The organism is Stenotrophomonas sp. GbtcB23 (assembly GCF_019091045.1).
Lineage (GTDB): Bacteria > Pseudomonadota > Gammaproteobacteria > Xanthomonadales > Xanthomonadaceae > Stenotrophomonas > Stenotrophomonas rhizophila_A.
This window is the reverse complement of the sequence record NZ_JAGXKC010000003.1, coordinates 25,536-41,834: the sequence shown is the minus strand read 5'-3', so window position 1 is coordinate 41,834 and position 16,299 is coordinate 25,536. Positions and strand designations below refer to the sequence as shown.

Genomic DNA, 16,299 nt, shown 5'->3' with positions numbered 1-16,299 from the left:
CCCGTTCAGCGATATCCCGCCGCCTGCAGCTCGAACAGCTCGGCGTAGCGGCCTCCCTGCGCCATCAGCTGGGCGTGGGTGCCGCTGGCCTCGATCCGCCCACCGGCCAGCACCAGGATCCGGTCGGCCATGCGCACCGAAGAGAACCGGTGCGAGATCAGCACCGCGGTGCGGTTGTCGGACAGCTCCTTGAAGCGCTGGAATACCTCGAACTCGGCGCGCGCATCCAGCGCGGCAGTGGGTTCGTCCAGGATCATCACCTGCGCATCGCGCATGTAGGCGCGGGCGATGGCGATCTTCTGCCACTGGCCGCCGGACAGGTCCACGCCCTGCTTGAAGCGGCGCCCGATCAGCTGCTCGTAGCCCTGCGGCAGCCCGGCAATCACATCTTCGGCCATGCCACGGCGCGCGGCGTCGCGGATGCGCGCATCGTCGGTCATCGCTTCGACCAGGCCCACCCCGATGTTCTCGCCGGCACTGAGGTTGTAGCGCACGAAATCCTGGAAGATCACCCCCATATTGGCGCGCAGGTCGTCCAGGTCGTAGTCGCGCAGGTCGCGGCCGTCGAGCAGGATGCGGCCTTCGTCCGGGTCGTACAGCCGCGCCAGCAGCTTCACCAGCGTGGTCTTGCCGGCGCCGTTCTCGCCGACCAGGGCCAGCACTTCGCCCGCGCGCAGCTCGAAATCGAGATGGCGCACCGCCCAGCTTTCCGCGTCGGGATACTGGAAGCCCACGTTCTCGAACACGAAGCCCTGGGTGATCGGCTGCGGCACCGGGACCGCGTCCGGGCGAGAATGGATTTCCGGCTGGATCTGGAAGAACGAGAACAGATCGTCCAGGTACAGCGCCTGGCTGGCCACCTGCGAAAAGCCGATCAGCAGGCCTTCCAGCAGCTGGCGCAGGCGCAGGAAGCTGCCGGCCAGGAAGGTCAGGTCGCCGATGGAGAAGTCGCCGCGCACCGTGCGCCAGGCGATGTAGGCATAGGCGGTGTAGTAGCCGAGCGTGCCCAAGGCGGCCAGCAGGGTGCCCCAGAACGCGCGTTTGCGCGCAAGCGCGCGGTTGGCGCGGAAGAACTTGTCGGCCAGGAACCGGTAGCGGTCGATCAGGAAGCGGTGGAGGTTGAAGATCTTCACCTCCTTGGCGGTTTCCACGCTGGCACCGATCTGGCGCAGGTAGTCCAGCTGGCGGCGCTCGGGGGTCCACTGGAAGTTCAGGCTGTAGCCGGCCGCGTTGAAGTGCGATTCGCCGATGAACGCCGGCACCAGTGCCACGCCCAGCAGCAGGATCAACCACGGCGCGTAGACCAGCAGGCCCACCGCCAGGCTGGCCACGGTGATGGCGTCCTGGACCTGGCCGAACAACTGGCTCATCAGGTTCATCCGGCCCATGGTCTGGCGCCGGGCGCGGTCCAGCTTGTCCTGCAGGTCCGGGTCCTCGAAGTCCTCCAGGTCCAGCTCTGCCGCGTGTTCCATCAGGCGCACGCTGGTGACGTTGGTGAACAGCTCCGAGAGCAGGGTGTCGGCGTAGCTGACGATCCGGCCGAGCAGGTCCGAGGCGATGGCCAGGCCGAATTCCAGCGCCAGCAGGCCCAGCAGGGGATTGAGCAGGCCGCTGTACAGCGCTTCGTCGAACGGCGGGAAGCCGGCCTCGTGCCGGCTCAGCAGCAGCGCCGCATCGATGATGAGCTTGCCCACGTACAGCATCGCCACCGGCAGCAACGCGCGGATGACGCGCAGCCCCAGGCTGGCGCTGGCCAGTGCCGGGCTGGTCTGCCAGACCTGGCGCAGGAACGGGGGCAGGTTGCGCATCGCCTGGAAGCGTTCGCGCAGGCTGGGATTCTTAGGGCCGGAAGCGCCGGCGGCGGGGGAGGCGGGCATGGCCGACATTGTGCCTGCCATCGCTGTGAAGCCCGGTTGTTTACCAGGGGGCGTCATCCTGTAAGTCCGGCCGGGATTGCCTGCTGTGACAGGGCCCGGCGCAGTTGTCGGGAGTGATTCCCACCACCGCCGGGCCGGGGCGCTAAAATGGTGGGCTTACCCCCGCCAGCCCCGAGCAAGCGAGCATTACGTGACATCGATCAAGCAGGAAGACCTCATCCAGTCCATCGCCGACGCGCTGCAGTACATCTCGTACTACCACCCGGTCGACTACATCAAGAGCCTCACCGCCGCCTACGAGCGCGAGGAGTCGCCGGCCGCGAAGGAAGCGATGGCCCAGATCCTGATCAATTCCCGCATGTGCGCCGAAGGCCATCGGCCGATCTGCCAGGACACCGGCATCGTCACCGTGTTCCTGGAAGTGGGCATGAACGTGCGCTGGGACGACGCCACCATGAGCCTGGAAGACATGGCCAATGAAGGCGTGCGCCGCGCGTACAACCACCCGGACAACAAGCTGCGCGCCTCGGTGCTGGCCGATCCGGCCGGCAAGCGCGTCAATACCAAGGACAACACCCCGGGCGTGGTCAACATGAAGATCGTGCCGGGCGACACCGTGGACGTGATCGTGGCGGCCAAGGGCGGCGGTTCGGAAGCCAAGAGCAAATTCGCCATGCTCAACCCGTCCGACTCCATCGTGGACTGGGTGCTCAAGACCGTGCCGACCATGGGCGCCGGCTGGTGCCCGCCAGGCATGCTCGGCATCGGCATCGGTGGCACTGCGGAAAAAGCGATGCTGCTGGCCAAGGAATCGCTGATGGAGCCGATCGACATCAACGAACTCAAGGCCCGTGGCGCCTCCAACCGCGCCGAAGAACTGCGCCTGGAGCTGTACGACAAGGTCAACGCGCTGGGCATCGGCGCACAGGGCCTGGGCGGCCTGACCACGGTGCTGGACATCAAGGTCAAGGACTTCCCGACCCACGCGGCCAACCTGCCGGTGGCGATGATCCCCAACTGCGCCGCCACCCGCCACGCCCACTTCACCCTGGACGGCAGCGGCCCGGTGATGCTGGACCCGCCGTCGCTGGAAGACTGGCCGCAGATCACCTACGACGCCTCCAAGGGCACCCGCGTCGACCTGGATACCATCACCCCGGAAGACGTGGCCAGCTGGAAGCCGGGCCAGACCCTGCTGCTCAACGGCAAGCTGCTCACCGGCCGCGATGCCGCGCACAAGCGCATGGTAGACATGCTCAACAAGGGCGAGCCGCTGCCGGTCGACCTCAAGGGCCGCTTCATCTATTACGTGGGTCCGGTCGATCCGGTCCGCGAGGAAGTGGTGGGCCCGGCCGGCCCGACCACCGCCACCCGCATGGACAAGTTCACCCGCCAGGTGCTGGAACAGACCGGCCTGCTGGGCATGGTCGGCAAGGCCGAGCGCGGCCCGGCCGCGATCGAGGCGATCCGTGACAACAAGTCGGCTTACCTGATGGCGGTGGGCGGTTCTGCCTACCTGGTGTCCAAGGCGATCAAGGCGGCCAAGGTGGTCGGCTTTGCCGACCTGGGCATGGAAGCGATCTACGAATTCACCGTGCAGGACATGCCGGTGACCGTGGCGGTGGATTCCACGGGTGAATCGGTGCACATCACCGGCCCGCGCGAATGGCAGGCGAAGATCGGCAGGATCCCGGTGGTCGTGGCCTGATGCTTCTTGAACAACGGCGCTTCTGGGCGCCGTAGTTCGTTCTGCCAGCGCGCGCATAATCAGGGCCTTCCCAACCGCAGGTCCCGCGCATGGCCACCACGTTGTACGGATCCTCCAGCACCGCCTCGCTGGTAGTGCATTGGCTGCTGATCGAACTGGGCATCGAGCACAAACTGGTGCTGCTCGATTTCGATACCCGCGAGCAGAAATCGGCCGATTACCTGGCCCTCAACCCGGCCGGTCGCGTGCCCACGCTGGTGATGGGCAGCCAGGTCCTGACCGAAGCGGCGGCGATCGCCCTGCACCTGGCCGACCTGCACCCGGACGCGGGGCTGCTGCCGGCGCCGGGCACGCCCGAGCGTGCGCAGGCCTACCGGTGGATGTTCTGGTGCGCCAACACCCTGCAGCCGGCGTATCGCGCGTGGTTCTATGCCGATGAAGTGGCCGGTGCGGACAACGTGGACGCGGTACGCGAGGGCGCGCGCCAGCAGCTGGAAGCGGGGTGGACACGGTTCGCCGAGCACCTGCAGCAGGCGGGGCCGTACGTGCTGGGCGAACGCATCAGCGTGGTCGATTTCATGCTGGTGATGCTGATGCGCTGGTCACGCAACATGCCGCGGCCGAGCGATACCTGGCCGGAACTGAAGGCCTACGCAGAGCGCATCAAAGCGCGCCCGGCGTTCGCCGAAGCCTACCGCCGCGAAGGCATCACCGACTGGCGGTGACACCGCGTAGCGCCGCGCCCGGCGTGGCTGCGGCGCAGCGTCAGTACCACTCCAGCAACGACACACCCAGGCCGATGTAGGTCGCCTTGTGGTTGTAATCGATCATGCTTTCACCGTACCCATCGAAGATCTGCACATGCCCGCGCAGCAGGTTGCTGATCGGGAAGCCGTAATCCAGCTGCAGCGCCCCGTGCGAACGGTCGCCACCGCGTAGTGAATGCCGCGCCATCAGCGAAACTTCGTGGCCGTTGCGGTTCCAGGTCAGGGTCGCGTCGCCGCGGCCCATGTAATCCTCGATGTCCGGGTTGTTGTCGTCTTCGCGGTCTTCGGGCAGGCGGTACCACGGGCGCAGCACCAGCGCCCAGTTTTCGCGGTCCAGGCCGATGTTGGCGATCACCCGGTTCCAGCTGCGCGACAGCGGGTCGGCGCGGCCGTTGGACATGTGGGTGAGGCTGAGCCCGCTCATGCGCCCGCGCCAGCCGCCGATGGAATAGCCGTTGCGGAAGACCATCATGATCTCCGGCTCGTAATTGGTTTCGCGGAACGGGCGCGAGTTGTCGGCGTTGTAGGCCTGCCAGCGCGAGCTCTGGGTATACCCGGCCCAGATGTCGCCGTTGTCGCCGAACACGTTCTCCCAGACCTTGGTCTTGAAGCTCAGCTGGAACTTCAGCTCGTTGCTGTCCAGCTGCTGTGGCGTGGTCACCGTGTTGTCCGGGTTGGGCGAGTGCGGCATCTGGTTCTTGTCGCTGGTCCAGAACGCGGGCAGCAGGTACACCGGCTTGTAGGCGCGCAGCTGGAACGCTCCCAGCTTGGAGTCCTGCGCCAGTTCCCAGCGGCTGTCCAGCAACGAGCCCTTGCCGGCATTGGCCAGCGCGGAATCATGGCCATCGTTCTTGAACACCTCGCCCAGCCGCTGCTTGACGCGTTCGGTGGCCGGGGCCTCGGGCGTACGCGCCGCCTGGCGCTCTTCCCGACGCTCCTGCTTGGCCGCGGTGGCAGCGGCATCGGCCGCCTGGGTGGTTTCCACTGTGGGCCGGAACAGCTTGTCGTAGCAGGCCAGGCGGGCCACGTCGGTGCCCACCAGCGCGCAGGCTTCAGGCGATGCCGGCGTCGGCGCGGCTTCCTGGGCGGCCAGCGGCAGGCTGGCGCTGGCCAGCGCCAAGGCAGAGAACAGGGCCGAACGAGGGCGGTGGGTCATGGAGGCGGGCCGATGAATGGAGGGGAGCGCGGACAGTGTGGCGGCTGCCCGACGTTCCCGCCAGCGCAACGCGACGCACTGACGGGATCAGCGCGTTTATGCCGGTGCCCCCCGTGCGCGCAACGTGAAGCTGGCCGGGCTCAGAAGAACCAGGCGAACGCGAAGATGCCCAGCATCGCGATTACCAGCGCCAGCTTGAGCGCGAACCCCAGCAGGATGCCCAGCCAGGTGGCCAACCCCACCTTGGTGGACCGGCCCAGTTCGCGCGTATGCCAGTACTCGCCGAGCAATGCGCCGGCCAGTGGTCCGGCGAACAGGCCGATCGGCATGAAGAACACGCCGACGATGCTGCCGATGAAGGTACCCCACAGCGCCTTGCGGCTGGCCCCGACCCGCTTGGCGCCCACTACCGTGGCCAACACGTCCACGGCGAAGGAGGTCAGCGTCAGCAGGCCGAGCACTGTCAGCGGTACCCAGCCCACATGCACGAAGCCGTCGCCCCAGGCCGCCACCAGCAGACCGGCGAAGACCAGCGGGATCCCGGGCAGGGCGGGCAGGATGATGCCGGCGATACCGACCAGCACCAGCACCACGGCGATCAGGTAAAAGATGAATGAAGGGTCCATGCTGTCCAGTATGGTTGTCTATTTGGGGTTGACATACGTGAAATAAGCCAGTTGCTTTTTCATTTTGCCCGGGTTAAGTTGCAGACGCTGAGCTTGGCAAGGTCACCGTGGATCGTGGCCTGATGATGGTAGATCTTCCGATCCGCTCCATCGATGCACCTCGCTTCCCCCTTGCTTGTCAGCCGCCCACAAGGCGTAACCAACTACAAGACAGTCAGGGAGTAAGGAAGATGGCAGAGAAGGGCACCGTCAAGTGGTTCAATGACGCGAAGGGTTTCGGTTTCATCAGCCGTGAAAGCGGTGAGGACGTGTTCGTACACTTCCGTGCAATCGAATCCCAGGGCTTCAAGAGCCTCAAGGAAGGCCAAGCGGTCGAGTTTGAAGTGACCCAGGGCCAGAAGGGCCTGCAGGCCGACAAGGTGCGCCCGCTCTAAGCGCGCACTGCTCCGGTCTGATCGGAACATGGAAAGGGCCCGCGCAAGCGGGCCCTTTGCTTTCACGCTGCAGCGGTGCAGTGGATCAGCGCAGGACTACGCGACCATTGACCACGCGTACGTAGGTGTTCTCGCGGATTCCGCCGAGGTCACGCTGGTTCACCACCACGGTGCGGCCGTCGTCCATGCGCACGGTGATGTCGAAGGTATCGCTGGTCACGTTCTTCTGGATCTGGTTGCCGGCAAGCGCACCGCCCACCGCGCCCGCAGCGGCGGCGATGTTCTGGTTGCCCTTGCTGCCCCCGGTGTGGTCGGAGATTTCATGGCCGGCCACGGCGCCGACCAGGCCGCCCAGGATCGCGCCGGTGGCGCTGGGGGCGGTGCGGCCGGAGGCCACCTGGTTGATGCGGGTCACGATGCCGCAATCGGCGCAGCGGTTGGTGTTGTAGTTGCCGCTGTTGTTATAGCCGTTGTTGTAGCCGTTGTTGTTGTAGCCGCCGCCGTAGCCAGGCGAGGTGGTGGCACAGCCGGCCAGCGCGACGGTAGCGACGGCGGCGGCAGCAATGAGTTGGATCTTCATGGTGGTTCTCCTGGCCAGAAGGGGTGGTCGTGAATGCGTCTGGGGCGCATGGCGCAGATCCTGTCCTGTCCCGCGTGAACAGGGTGCCAATCCGGCCACCGCTTCGTGGCTGCCAGATGAATCAGCGGAAATCCTGGTGGCAGGCCTTGCAGTCGGTCTGGATCTTTTCGACCAGCTGGCCCATGGCCACGCAGTCGGTCGGCGGCGCCGCCAGCGCGGTGTTGAGCGTGGCGCGCAGACCGCTGGCGTGCTGCTGGAACTGCGCACTGTCCTTCAGGTCGGGGAACGCAAGGTCCAGGTCGTTGGACAGCGAGCGCAGCGTCTGCAGGCGCGGCACGCTGTCGGCGAGGCTGCAGCGGTTCTGCGCCTGCGCATCGCGCAACAGCGCCACCTGGCGCTCCATCACGTGCATCAGGCTGCCGGGGAACGGGTCCTGGCGGGCTTGGATCGCGCGGGACACCATCACCGTGGCGACCAAGCCGATCACCAGCCCCAGGCCTGCGACAAACAGATAGCGGTAAGCGGCGGACGGGCGGCGGGTGGGGATGGGGGCATTCATGCGGGTGGCTTCCTTGTGGGTGGCTCGCTGCATCCTACCGCTGGCCGCATCACGACCGTACGTGGCAGGCGCCGGGCCGTCTAAAATGGGCGGCATGAACGACGTATTGCGCGAACGCTTTGCCGGCATCGACCGGTTGTATGGGGTGGGCACCGTGGACCAGCTGTCGCAGCGCCGGGTGGCGGTGGTCGGCATGGGCGGGGTGGGCTCGTGGGTGGTGGAAGCGCTGGCGCGCACGGCGGTGGGGCACCTGACCCTGATCGACGCCGACGACATCTGCGTGTCCAACACCAACCGCCAGCTGCCAGCACTGGCCGGGCAGTACGGGCGCAACAAGGCCGAGGCAATGGCCGAGCGCTGCGTTGCGATCAACCCGGACATCAGCGTTGATGCGGTTGCCTCGTTCCTGACCGTGTCGAACATGGTCGAGCTGCTCGACCGCGACTTCGACCTGGTCATCGACGCCTGCGACAGCTTCCGGGTCAAGGTGGAAACCATTGCCTGGTGCCGCCGCCGCAAGCTGCCCATCCTCACCGTGGGCGCGGCCGGTGGCCGTACCGACCCGACCCTGGTGCGCATCCGTGACGTCTCGCGCACCGAGCACGACGCCATGCTGGCCCTGATCCGCAAGAAGCTGCGCAGCGATTTCAACTTCCCGAAGAACGCCTCGCGCTACTTCGGCGTACCGGCGGTGTATTCGCTGGAAAACGTGAAGTACCCGCAGGCCGATGGCAGCGTGTGCGGGGTACGCCCGCAGCTGGGCGCCGATGCGGCGTTGAAGCTCGACTGCGGCGCCGGGCTGGGCGCGGCCACGCATATCACCGGCGCATTCGCGTTCGCGGCGGTGGGCAAGGCGTTGGAGATGCTGCTGAAGAAAAGGCCGTAGGGACACGCCGTGCGTGTCCATCCGGACGATGACGCAGTGCGTGGGACACGCGTGGCGTGTCGCTACGTTAGGCCGAACAGCCTGCGTGCGTTTGCCATGGTCTGCTCTGCAATCGCCTCGACCGGCTCGCCGCGCAACTTCGCCACGGTTTCTGCAATCACCGTCAATCGTGCCGGCTCATTGCGCTCGCCGCGGATACCGGCGTCCGGCTGGTCCGGCGCATCGGTTTCCAGCAGCAGCTGCTCCAGCGGCAGCTGCGCCACCAGTCGCTGCAGGCGCTGGGCACGTTCGTAGGTCAGCGGGCCGCCGAGGCCGACCAGGAAGCCAAGCTTGTGCAATTGCGTGGCCTGTTCCGGGCTGCCGGGAAAACTGTGGATCACCCCACGCAGGCCGCCCACCTGTTTGATGGCGGCGATCACCGCATCCACGGCGCGGCGCGCGTGCACGATCACCGGCAGGTCGAACTCGCGCGCGATTCTCAGCTGCCCGTCGAAGTAAAACTGCTGCCGGTCGGCATCCAGGCCTTCCACGAAGAAATCCAGTCCGCATTCGCCCACCGCACACGGCTGCTCGCGGGCGATCCACTCCCGCAGCTGGTCCAGGTGCTCCGGGCGATGCTGGTCCAGGAACATGGGGTGCAGCCCATATGCCGGATACAGCCCGTCGGCCAACTGGCAGGTCTCACGCAGCTTGGGCCAGCTGGCGGCGGTCACGGCGGGCACCACCTGTGTTCGAACACCTGCCGCCTGAGCGCGCGCGATCACCTGGGCGCGGTCGTGGTCGAATTCGTCCGCGTCCAGGTGGCAGTGGCTGTCGATCAGGCTCACGCGTCGCGACGGTCCAGGCGCGGCGGCAGGGTATCGCTGCGGCGCTTCCAGTTGGCCAGCAGCAGCGTGCCCAGCCCGAACAGGATTTCATCCACGAACGGAATCGGGTCTGGAATGAACAGTGTTACCGCGAACAGCGCGGCGGTGATCTTGAACAGCGTGGGGTAACGCAGTCCGCGCGCCCATTTCATGACGGGTAGCAGCAGGGGACTGGGCATCGCACTCTCCTCGACAAGTGGTGTAAACGCTATCACGAGCCCTGCGACGACAGAACCTGAATGGGGAGGCGGGTCGTAAGCGTCATGTGGAGATACCGTTCAGGGTTCGCATGCTGGAATCCGCATCAAGAACGTTGCGGATCGCCCGCAGGGAGTCGGATATGAAAAGCACAACTACTACTGTCCTGGTCGCTGCAGGCGCCCTGCTGGTCGGGGGCATCGCCACCGCCGCCTTCATGAAAAGCGGTAGCTCCACCGACCCGGTTACCGCCGCACAGACCCGCCCGAACCTGGACACCACGCCGCTGGCCGACGATGGTGCGCGCACCGACGAACTGGCCGTGGACAAGGCCGGCCGGTTGGAATACGCCGACGTGGTCAAGGTCGATCCGCTGACCCAGAAGGAAAAGGCCTACGCCACCGTGATCGGCACCGAGCCGGTGCGTGAGACGTCCACCACCCAGACCCCGCACGAGGTCTGCAACGACGTGGTGGTGCAGGAACGCCTGCCCGAACGCGACGGCAATGTCGGCGGCACGGTGGCCGGCGCCGTCATCGGCGGCCTGCTGGGCAACCAGGTGGGCGGCGGCAATGGCCGCAAGGCCGCCACCGCCGCCGGCGCCGTTGCTGGCGGCGTGATCGGCAACCAGGTGGACAAGCGCCATGTAGGTGGCCGCGTTGTCAACCGCACCGAGCGCCAGTGCCACACCGAGACGGCCACCTCTGAATCGACCAAGGTCACCGGCTACAACGTGACCTACCGCAATGAAGACGGCACCACCGGCACCATGCGCATGGCCAGCAAGCCGGGCAACCGCATCGCCATGGGCACCACCAGCAACGTCACCGGCTACAACGTGACCTACCGCTACGACGGCGTTGAAAAGACCGTCAAGATGGCCAACAAGCCCAGCAGCGACCGCCTGCCGGTCGTCGACGGCCAGCTGGTCACCCAGACCGCCGCGCTGGATACCGCCCGCGAGTAATCGGGGCGCTGTGCAGTACGTACGAAGAGGCCGGCATCTTGCCGGCCTCTTTCGTTCTGCGAAGATGGCACCCGGCTTACCAACGGGGTACCCCATGAGCATTTTCGATCTGCGCCTGGAAACCGACCGGCTGATCCTGCGCCCGCCACGCGCGGAGGACTTTGACGCCTTCCTGCAGTTCTGCACCGATCCGCAGGTGATGCAGCACCTGGGCGGGGTGCAGGCGCCGTCCCAGGCCTGGCGCAGTTTCAGCTGCCTGGCGGGCAGTTGGCACCTGTATGGCTTCTCGATGTTCTCGGTGATCGAGAAGAGCAGCGGCGACTGGGTGGGGCGCATGGGGCCGTGGCAACCGCTGGACTGGCCCGGGACCGAAGTCGGCTGGAGCATCCGCCACGCCAGCTGGGGCAAGGGCTACGCACCGGAGGCGGCGGTTGCCGCCATCGACTGGGCGTTCGACACGCTCGGCTGGGACGAGGTGATCCACACCATCGATGCGGCCAATGAGAACTCCAAGGCCGTCGCGCGCAAGCTCGGCAGCGCGCTGCTGCGCATGGGCGAACTGCCGCCGCCGCACGATGGCAAGCCGATCGAGATCTGGGGGCAGTCGCGCCACCAGTGGCGTCGAACGGGGACGGAGGAGGTTAAGTCCACTTAACCACCTCCGTCCCCTTTTTGGGCGATGCTCGGCGCGGTCGTCCGTTCGGCTCAGTTGGAGGGTGTGCATGGTTGCCGTGGTTCCCGATCCGATTCCCGCGCGCATGAAAGGCCTGAACCGGGCCGAGGTCTGCGACGCCAACTTCATAGAGTTCGTGCAGTGCTGGGACGGACAGGCAGCATCCCGCCCCGCCGGCGATGCGCCGATCCTGCCGGGCAGCACGCTGGACGCGCAGGGCTTCGATGCGCTGTTCGAGTCGCAGCTGGTCAGCCGCCATCTGGACCTGATGGCGCGCGTGCTGCGCGTGCAGAACAAGGTCTTCTACACGATCGGTTCGTCCGGCCACGAAGGCAATGCGCTGGTGGCGCGGCTGGCCCGGCACACTGATCCGGCGTTCCTGCATTACCGCTCCGGCGCGTTCATGGCCGAGCGCTTCCGCCAGTTGCCGGGCATGGACCCGGTGATGGACGCGGCGCTGTCCTTCGCCGCCAGCCGCGACGATCCGGCCAGCGGCGGGCGGCACAAGGTCTGGGGCAGCAAGCCGCTGTGGGTACTGCCGCAGACCTCCACCATCGCCTCGCACCTGCCCAAGGCGCTGGGCACCGCGCTGGCCATTGAAACCGCGCGCCGCATCGGCCATGGCCTGCCGATTCCCGACGACAGCGTGGTGATCTGTTCGTTCGGCGATGCCTCGGCCAACCACGCCACCGCGCAGACCGCGTTCAACACCGCCGCCTGGGCCGCTTACCAGCGCCTGCCGGCACCGGTGCTGTTCGTGTGCGAGGACAATGGCATCGGCATTTCGGTGAAAACGCCGGACGGGTGGATTGCCGACAGCTTCAGTCACCGGCCCGGCCTGGACTACTTCTTCGCCGATGGCCTGGACCTGGCCAGCGGCCACGCGCAGGTGCAGCGCGCGCTGGAGCATTGCCGCCGCACCCGGCGCCCGACGTTCCTGCACCTGCGCACCACGCGGTTGATGGGCCACGCGGGGACGGATTTCGAGATCGAGTGGCGGCCGCTGCAAGAGCTGTGCGCGGCAGAGGCGGCCGATCCCCTGCTGCGCTCGGCGCAGATCGCGTTGGAGTCCGGTTGGATGACGCCCGCCCAGGTGCTGGCGCGTTACGAGGCGATGCGCGCGCGCTGCTTCGCTGCCGCCGACGCGGCCGACCAGCGGCCCAAGCTGGGCGAGCTGGCCGAGATCATGGGGCCGCTGGCGCCGTACACCCCCGCTGCCGTGCATGCCGAAGCCCGCCGCGTGCCGGCGGCGCAGGCGCGCGAGGCGGTGTTCGGCAGCGCGGCGCAGTTGCCGGAACGGCAGCCACCGCGGCACCTGGCGATCCAGATCAACCAGGCCCTGCACGACCTGCTGTGCAAGTACCCCTCGTCACTGCTGTTCGGCGAGGACGTCGCGCAGAAGGGCGGGGTGTACACGGTCAGCAAGGGGCTGTTGAAAGCTTTTGGCCCGCGCCGGGTGTTCAACACGCTGCTGGATGAAACCATGATCCTGGGCATGGCACAGGGCCTGGCCAATCTCGGCATGCTGCCGATCCCGGAAATCCAGTACCTGGCCTACCTGCACAACGCCGCCGACCAGCTGCGCGGCGAGGCCTGTTCGCTGCAGTTCTTCTCCAACGACCAGTACCGCAACCCGATGCTGGTGCGCATTGCCGGGCTGGGCTACCAGAAGGGCTTCGGCGGCCACTTCCACAACGACAACTCGATCGCCGCGCTGCGCGACATCCCCGGGCTGTTGGTGGGCTGCGCCTCGCGCGGCGATGACGCGGCGATGATGCTGCGCACGCTGGCGGCGCTGGCCCAGGTCGATGGGCGGGTCGCGGTGTTCCTGGAGCCCATCGCGCTGTACATGACCAAGGATCTGCACGCACCCGGTGATGGCCAGTGGCTGTTCCCATACCCCGCGCCGGACCAGGCGCTGGTGCTGGGCGAGGGGCGGGTATACGCAGCCGAGGCCAACGACCTGGTGATTTTCACCTACGGCAACGGGGTGCCGATGAGCCTGCGTGCGGCGCGCGCCATTGAAGCCGAACTGGGCTGGCAGGTGCGGGTGGTCGACCTGCGCTGGCTGGTGCCGCTCAACGCCGGCTTCATTGCCGGGCAGGCTGCCGATGCCCGGCGGGTGATGGTGGTGGACGAGGGCCGGCACAGCGCGGGGGTGGGCGAGGGCGTGATCACCGCGCTGGTCGAGGCCGGCTTTGGCCACCTGCCGCTGCAGCGGGTGTGCGGGGCCGATACCTACACACCGCTCGCGGGGGCAGCAATGTGCGTGCTTCCAAGCGACAATGCGGTAACAAGCGCCGCGCGGGTGTTGGCGCAGGACCATTGACGCATGTGTGGACTGGCAGGAATGTTGCTGGCCGCCCCGGTACGGGAGCAGGCCGCGTTGGAACAGCAGGCGCGCCGCATGGGCGATGCGCTGGTGCACCGTGGTCCCGATGACAGCGGGGTGTGGGCCGACGCGGCCAGTGGCATCGCGCTGGCGCACCGCCGGCTGAGCATCCTGGACCTGTCGCCGCTGGGCCACCAGCCGATGGCGTCCGACGATGGCCGCTATGTGCTGGCCTACAACGGCGAGGTCTACAACTTCGCCGCGCTGCGGCTGGAGCTGGAGGCGCGCGGCCATGCTTTCCGTGGGCATTCCGACACCGAAGTGCTGCTGGCCGCGTTCGTGGCCTGGGGCCTGGACGAGACCCTGCAGCGTGCCAACGGCATGTTCGCCATCGCCCTGTGGGACCGCGCCGAGCAGTGCCTGTGGCTGGCCCGCGACCGGGTCGGCAAGAAGCCGCTGTACTACGGCTGGGCCGGCGACGCGCTGGTGTTCGGCTCGGAGCTGAAGGCGCTGTGGCAGCACCCCGCGTTCGACAACGATATCGACCGCGACGCGCTGACCCTGCTGATGCGGTTGGACTACATTCCGGCCCCGCACTGCATCCACGAACGCTGCTTCAAGCTGATGCCGGGGCGTGTGCTGCGCCTGGATGCCGCCGCGGTGGCCACCGGTGCGGCCGCGCACCGCCCCGACCAGCAGCAGCTGCCGTTCTGGAATGCGCGGGAGCGCATGCAGCAGGCGCTGGCCTCGCCGTTCGTGGGCAGCGACGAGGAGGCCGAGAACCAGCTCGATGCCCTGCTGCGCGATGCGGTCGGGCTGCGCATGGTGGCCGACGTGCCGGTGGGCGTGTTCCTCTCGGGCGGTACCGATTCATCGGTGGTGGCGGCACTGATGCAGTCGCAGTCGTCCACCCCGATCCACAGTTTCAGCATCGGGTTCCAGGGCTCCGACCACGACGAGGCGCCGCTGGCCAAGGCCCTGGCCACCCACCTGGGCACCGACCACACCGAGCTGTATGTCAGCGGCGCCGATGCGCTGGCGGTGGTGCCGACGCTGCCGGCAATGTTCGACGAGCCGTTCGCCGATGCCTCGCAGGTGCCGACCGCGCTGGTGGCACGGCTGGCGCGCAGCGCGGTGACCGTGGCGCTGTCCGGCGACGGCGGCGATGAGCTGTTCTTCGGCTACAGCCGCTACCAGCGCGCGCTGCGCAACTGGACGCTGCTGGGCCGGGTGCCGGCGCCGCTGCGGCGCTGGATGGCCGCCCATTCGCAGACCCAGGGCGAAGCCTCGCGCACCGGTGGCCTGGCTGCGCTGCTGGCCGAAACCGGTGCGCGCGGCATCGGCGATGTGTACCGCAACCGCATTTCGCGCTGGCGCGACCCGGTGTCCGCGGTGATCGGCGCGCGCGGCGCGGGCAGCTTCTATGACCTGGCCGACCCGCTGCACGGCGCCGGCTCGCCGGCCGACGCGATGATGCTGGCCGATTTCAGTACGTACCTGCCCGATGACCTGCTGTGCAAGGTGGACCGCACCAGCATGGCGGTCAGCCTGGAGGCGCGGGCGCCGCTGCTGGACTGGCGCGTGGCCGAGTTCGCCTGGTCGCTGCCGCTGTCGATGAAGCAGCGCGATGGGGTGAGCAAGTACATGCTGAAGCGGGTGCTGGGCCGTTACGTGCCGCAGGACATGGTGCACCGGCCCAAGCGCGGCTTTGGTGCGCCGGTCAGCGCATGGCTGAAGGGCGACCTGCGCGGCTGGGCCGACGAACTGCTGGATCCGGCGCGGTTGGCGGCCGAAGGCGTGTTCCATGTGGATGCCATTGTTCCCCTGTGGAAGCAGTTCCAGCAGGGCGAGCGCAAATGGCATACCCACCTGTGGAACGTGCTGATGTTCCAAGCCTGGCAGGCGCATTGGAAAGAGGCGAGGGCGGCGGTTCCGCGAGCGTGACCGGCACCGCGCCGGACACGCATGGCGTGTCCCTACGCCCGGGGATGGCAGCGTAGCGACACGCCATGCGTGTCCCACGGACGCCTTCACCGTGCGCAACACCTGTCATGCCTACGCTGGTCGTTCCCCCCCGAACGGAGCTCCTTCATGGCAACCCCCACCATCGCCGTGCTGGTCGGCAGCCTGCGCACCGGCTCGCACAACCAGGCCCTGGCCCATGCGCTGGAGAAGCTGGCCGCCGGCAAGGCCAGTTTCGAGTACGTGCAGATCGGCGACCTGCCGCTGTACAACCAGGACTTCGACAAGGATTACCCGGCTGAAGGCCTGCGCCTGAAGGAGCAGATCAAGAAGGCCGATGCGGTGCTGTTCGTCACCCCCGAATACAACCGTTCGGTGCCGGGGGTGCTCAAAAACGCCATCGACATCGGATCGCGTCCCTACGGCCACAGCGCCTTCGCTGGCAAGCCCGCCGCGGTGATCGGTGCTTCGATCGGCGCCATCGGCACCGCACTGGCCCAGCAGCACCTGCGCAACATCCTGGCCTACCTGGACATGCCGGTGCTGGGCCAGCCCGAAGCGTTCATTCATTTCAAGGAAGGGCTGATCGACGGGCAGGGAACCATCAGCAACGAGGGCACCCGCGACTTCCTGCAGGGCTTCGTGGACAAATTCCTGGCCTGGATCGCTACCCACGGCGGTCAGCACTGAACCCGGTGGTTCTGCGAT

The 16,299-nt window shown here is 67.2% G+C and carries 16 protein-coding genes; 9 read left to right on the top strand and 7 right to left on the bottom strand.

Features of this window, described 5'->3' with window-relative positions; genetic code table 11:
- Positions 1 to 5: 5 nt before the first annotated feature.
- Positions 6 to 1,877, bottom strand: a complete 1,872-nt coding sequence (locus KVS69_RS01975; RefSeq protein ID WP_068853025.1) for an ABC transporter ATP-binding protein — start codon at positions 1,875 to 1,877, stop codon at positions 6 to 8.
- 190 nt (positions 1,878 to 2,067) lie between these two features.
- Here KVS69_RS01975 and KVS69_RS01970 point away from each other — a divergent pair, with 190 nt between their 5' ends.
- Positions 2,068 to 3,585 carry a fumarate hydratase gene (locus tag KVS69_RS01970; protein ID WP_068853024.1) on the top strand — a complete coding sequence of 506 codons (1,518 nt, stop codon included), beginning with the start codon at positions 2,068 to 2,070 and terminating at the stop codon, positions 3,583 to 3,585.
- Between the two features lie 89 nt (positions 3,586 to 3,674).
- Positions 3,675 to 4,310 (top strand): glutathione S-transferase family protein, encoded by a 636-nt coding sequence (locus KVS69_RS01965; protein WP_217536152.1) that lies wholly within the window; start codon positions 3,675 to 3,677, stop codon positions 4,308 to 4,310.
- A gap of 40 nt (positions 4,311 to 4,350) precedes the next feature.
- On the opposite strand, the gene KVS69_RS01960 is transcribed toward KVS69_RS01965, so the two are convergent.
- On the bottom strand, positions 4,351 to 5,508 hold the full coding sequence (locus KVS69_RS01960) for a phospholipase A (RefSeq protein WP_095362770.1): 1,158 nt from the start codon (positions 5,506 to 5,508) through the stop codon (positions 4,351 to 4,353).
- A 140-nt stretch (positions 5,509 to 5,648) separates the two neighbouring features.
- Entirely contained in the window at positions 5,649 to 6,134 is a 486-nt protein-coding gene (locus KVS69_RS01955; RefSeq protein WP_184126649.1) for a DUF456 domain-containing protein, read from the bottom strand.
- Positions 6,135 to 6,364: 230 nt separating this feature from the next.
- Between KVS69_RS01955 and KVS69_RS01950 the strand changes: the two genes are divergently transcribed.
- Positions 6,365 to 6,568 carry a cold-shock protein gene (locus KVS69_RS01950; RefSeq protein WP_184126650.1) on the top strand — a complete coding sequence of 68 codons (204 nt, stop codon included), beginning with the start codon at positions 6,365 to 6,367 and terminating at the stop codon, positions 6,566 to 6,568.
- Between the two features lie 85 nt (positions 6,569 to 6,653).
- Here the strand turns inward: KVS69_RS01950 and KVS69_RS01945 are convergent, their stop codons facing one another.
- Both KVS69_RS01945 and KVS69_RS01940 read right to left on the bottom strand, forming a co-directional pair.
- Positions 6,654 to 7,148, bottom strand: coding sequence for a glycine zipper 2TM domain-containing protein (locus tag KVS69_RS01945; protein WP_068853017.1), 495 nt, complete (start codon positions 7,146 to 7,148; stop codon positions 6,654 to 6,656).
- Between the two features lie 121 nt (positions 7,149 to 7,269).
- Entirely contained in the window at positions 7,270 to 7,707 is a 438-nt protein-coding gene (locus KVS69_RS01940; protein ID WP_093532585.1) for a cytochrome c, read from the bottom strand.
- Positions 7,708 to 7,801: 94 nt separating this feature from the next.
- Here KVS69_RS01940 and KVS69_RS01935 point away from each other — a divergent pair, with 94 nt between their 5' ends.
- Positions 7,802 to 8,593, top strand: coding sequence for a tRNA threonylcarbamoyladenosine dehydratase (locus tag KVS69_RS01935; protein WP_210130602.1), 792 nt, complete (start codon positions 7,802 to 7,804; stop codon positions 8,591 to 8,593).
- Between the two features lie 62 nt (positions 8,594 to 8,655).
- Here the strand turns inward: KVS69_RS01935 and KVS69_RS01930 are convergent, their stop codons facing one another.
- Complete coding sequence (locus KVS69_RS01930) at positions 8,656 to 9,420, bottom strand: TatD family hydrolase (RefSeq protein ID WP_217536147.1); 765 nt, start codon at positions 9,418 to 9,420, stop codon at positions 8,656 to 8,658.
- Positions 9,417 to 9,638 carry a DUF6116 family protein gene (locus KVS69_RS01925; RefSeq protein ID WP_217536144.1) on the bottom strand — a complete coding sequence of 74 codons (222 nt, stop codon included), beginning with the start codon at positions 9,636 to 9,638 and terminating at the stop codon, positions 9,417 to 9,419. The genes KVS69_RS01930 and KVS69_RS01925 overlap by 4 nt, the downstream gene beginning before the upstream one ends.
- Before the next feature lie 161 nt (positions 9,639 to 9,799).
- Between KVS69_RS01925 and KVS69_RS01920 the strand changes: the two genes are divergently transcribed.
- The 5 genes from KVS69_RS01920 (at position 9,800) to KVS69_RS01900 (ending at position 16,281) form a co-directional block, all read left to right on the top strand.
- Positions 9,800 to 10,624, top strand: a complete 825-nt coding sequence (locus tag KVS69_RS01920; RefSeq protein ID WP_217536142.1) for a glycine zipper 2TM domain-containing protein — start codon at positions 9,800 to 9,802, stop codon at positions 10,622 to 10,624.
- Positions 10,625 to 10,718: 94 nt separating this feature from the next.
- On the top strand, positions 10,719 to 11,279 hold the full coding sequence (locus KVS69_RS01915; protein WP_217536139.1) for a GNAT family N-acetyltransferase: 561 nt from the start codon (positions 10,719 to 10,721) through the stop codon (positions 11,277 to 11,279).
- 67 nt (positions 11,280 to 11,346) lie between these two features.
- Entirely contained in the window at positions 11,347 to 13,626 is a 2,280-nt protein-coding gene (locus tag KVS69_RS01910; RefSeq protein ID WP_217536136.1) for a thiamine pyrophosphate-dependent enzyme, read from the top strand.
- A 3-nt stretch (positions 13,627 to 13,629) separates the two neighbouring features.
- The gene (asnB, locus tag KVS69_RS01905) at positions 13,630 to 15,573 is read left to right on the top strand and encodes an asparagine synthase (glutamine-hydrolyzing) (protein ID WP_217536133.1); all 1,944 of its coding nucleotides are present in this window, start codon (positions 13,630 to 13,632) and stop codon (positions 15,571 to 15,573) included.
- A gap of 147 nt (positions 15,574 to 15,720) precedes the next feature.
- Entirely contained in the window at positions 15,721 to 16,281 is a 561-nt protein-coding gene (locus KVS69_RS01900; RefSeq protein ID WP_093532523.1) for an NAD(P)H-dependent oxidoreductase, read from the top strand.
- Positions 16,282 to 16,299 lie beyond the last annotated feature (18 nt).

Coding starts and splice junctions, on each gene's coding strand:
- KVS69_RS01940 (WP_093532585.1), bottom strand. CDS start 7,707: ATGAATGCCCCCATCCCCACCCGCCGCCCGTCCGCCGCTTACCGCTAT.
- KVS69_RS01920 (WP_217536142.1), top strand. CDS start 9,800: ATGAAAAGCACAACTACTACTGTCCTGGTCGCTGCAGGCGCCCTGCTG.
- KVS69_RS01935 (WP_210130602.1), top strand. CDS start 7,802: ATGAACGACGTATTGCGCGAACGCTTTGCCGGCATCGACCGGTTGTAT.
- KVS69_RS01975 (WP_068853025.1), bottom strand. CDS start 1,877: ATGCCCGCCTCCCCCGCCGCCGGCGCTTCCGGCCCTAAGAATCCCAGC.
- KVS69_RS01900 (WP_093532523.1), top strand. CDS start 15,721: ATGGCAACCCCCACCATCGCCGTGCTGGTCGGCAGCCTGCGCACCGGC.
- KVS69_RS01945 (WP_068853017.1), bottom strand. CDS start 7,148: ATGAAGATCCAACTCATTGCTGCCGCCGCCGTCGCTACCGTCGCGCTG.
- KVS69_RS01910 (WP_217536136.1), top strand. CDS start 11,347: ATGGTTGCCGTGGTTCCCGATCCGATTCCCGCGCGCATGAAAGGCCTG.
- KVS69_RS01960 (WP_095362770.1), bottom strand. CDS start 5,508: ATGACCCACCGCCCTCGTTCGGCCCTGTTCTCTGCCTTGGCGCTGGCC.
- KVS69_RS01950 (WP_184126650.1), top strand. CDS start 6,365: ATGGCAGAGAAGGGCACCGTCAAGTGGTTCAATGACGCGAAGGGTTTC.
- asnB (WP_217536133.1), top strand. CDS start 13,630: ATGTGTGGACTGGCAGGAATGTTGCTGGCCGCCCCGGTACGGGAGCAG.
- KVS69_RS01965 (WP_217536152.1), top strand. CDS start 3,675: ATGGCCACCACGTTGTACGGATCCTCCAGCACCGCCTCGCTGGTAGTG.
- KVS69_RS01915 (WP_217536139.1), top strand. CDS start 10,719: ATGAGCATTTTCGATCTGCGCCTGGAAACCGACCGGCTGATCCTGCGC.
- KVS69_RS01955 (WP_184126649.1), bottom strand. CDS start 6,134: ATGGACCCTTCATTCATCTTTTACCTGATCGCCGTGGTGCTGGTGCTG.
- KVS69_RS01925 (WP_217536144.1), bottom strand. CDS start 9,638: ATGCCCAGTCCCCTGCTGCTACCCGTCATGAAATGGGCGCGCGGACTG.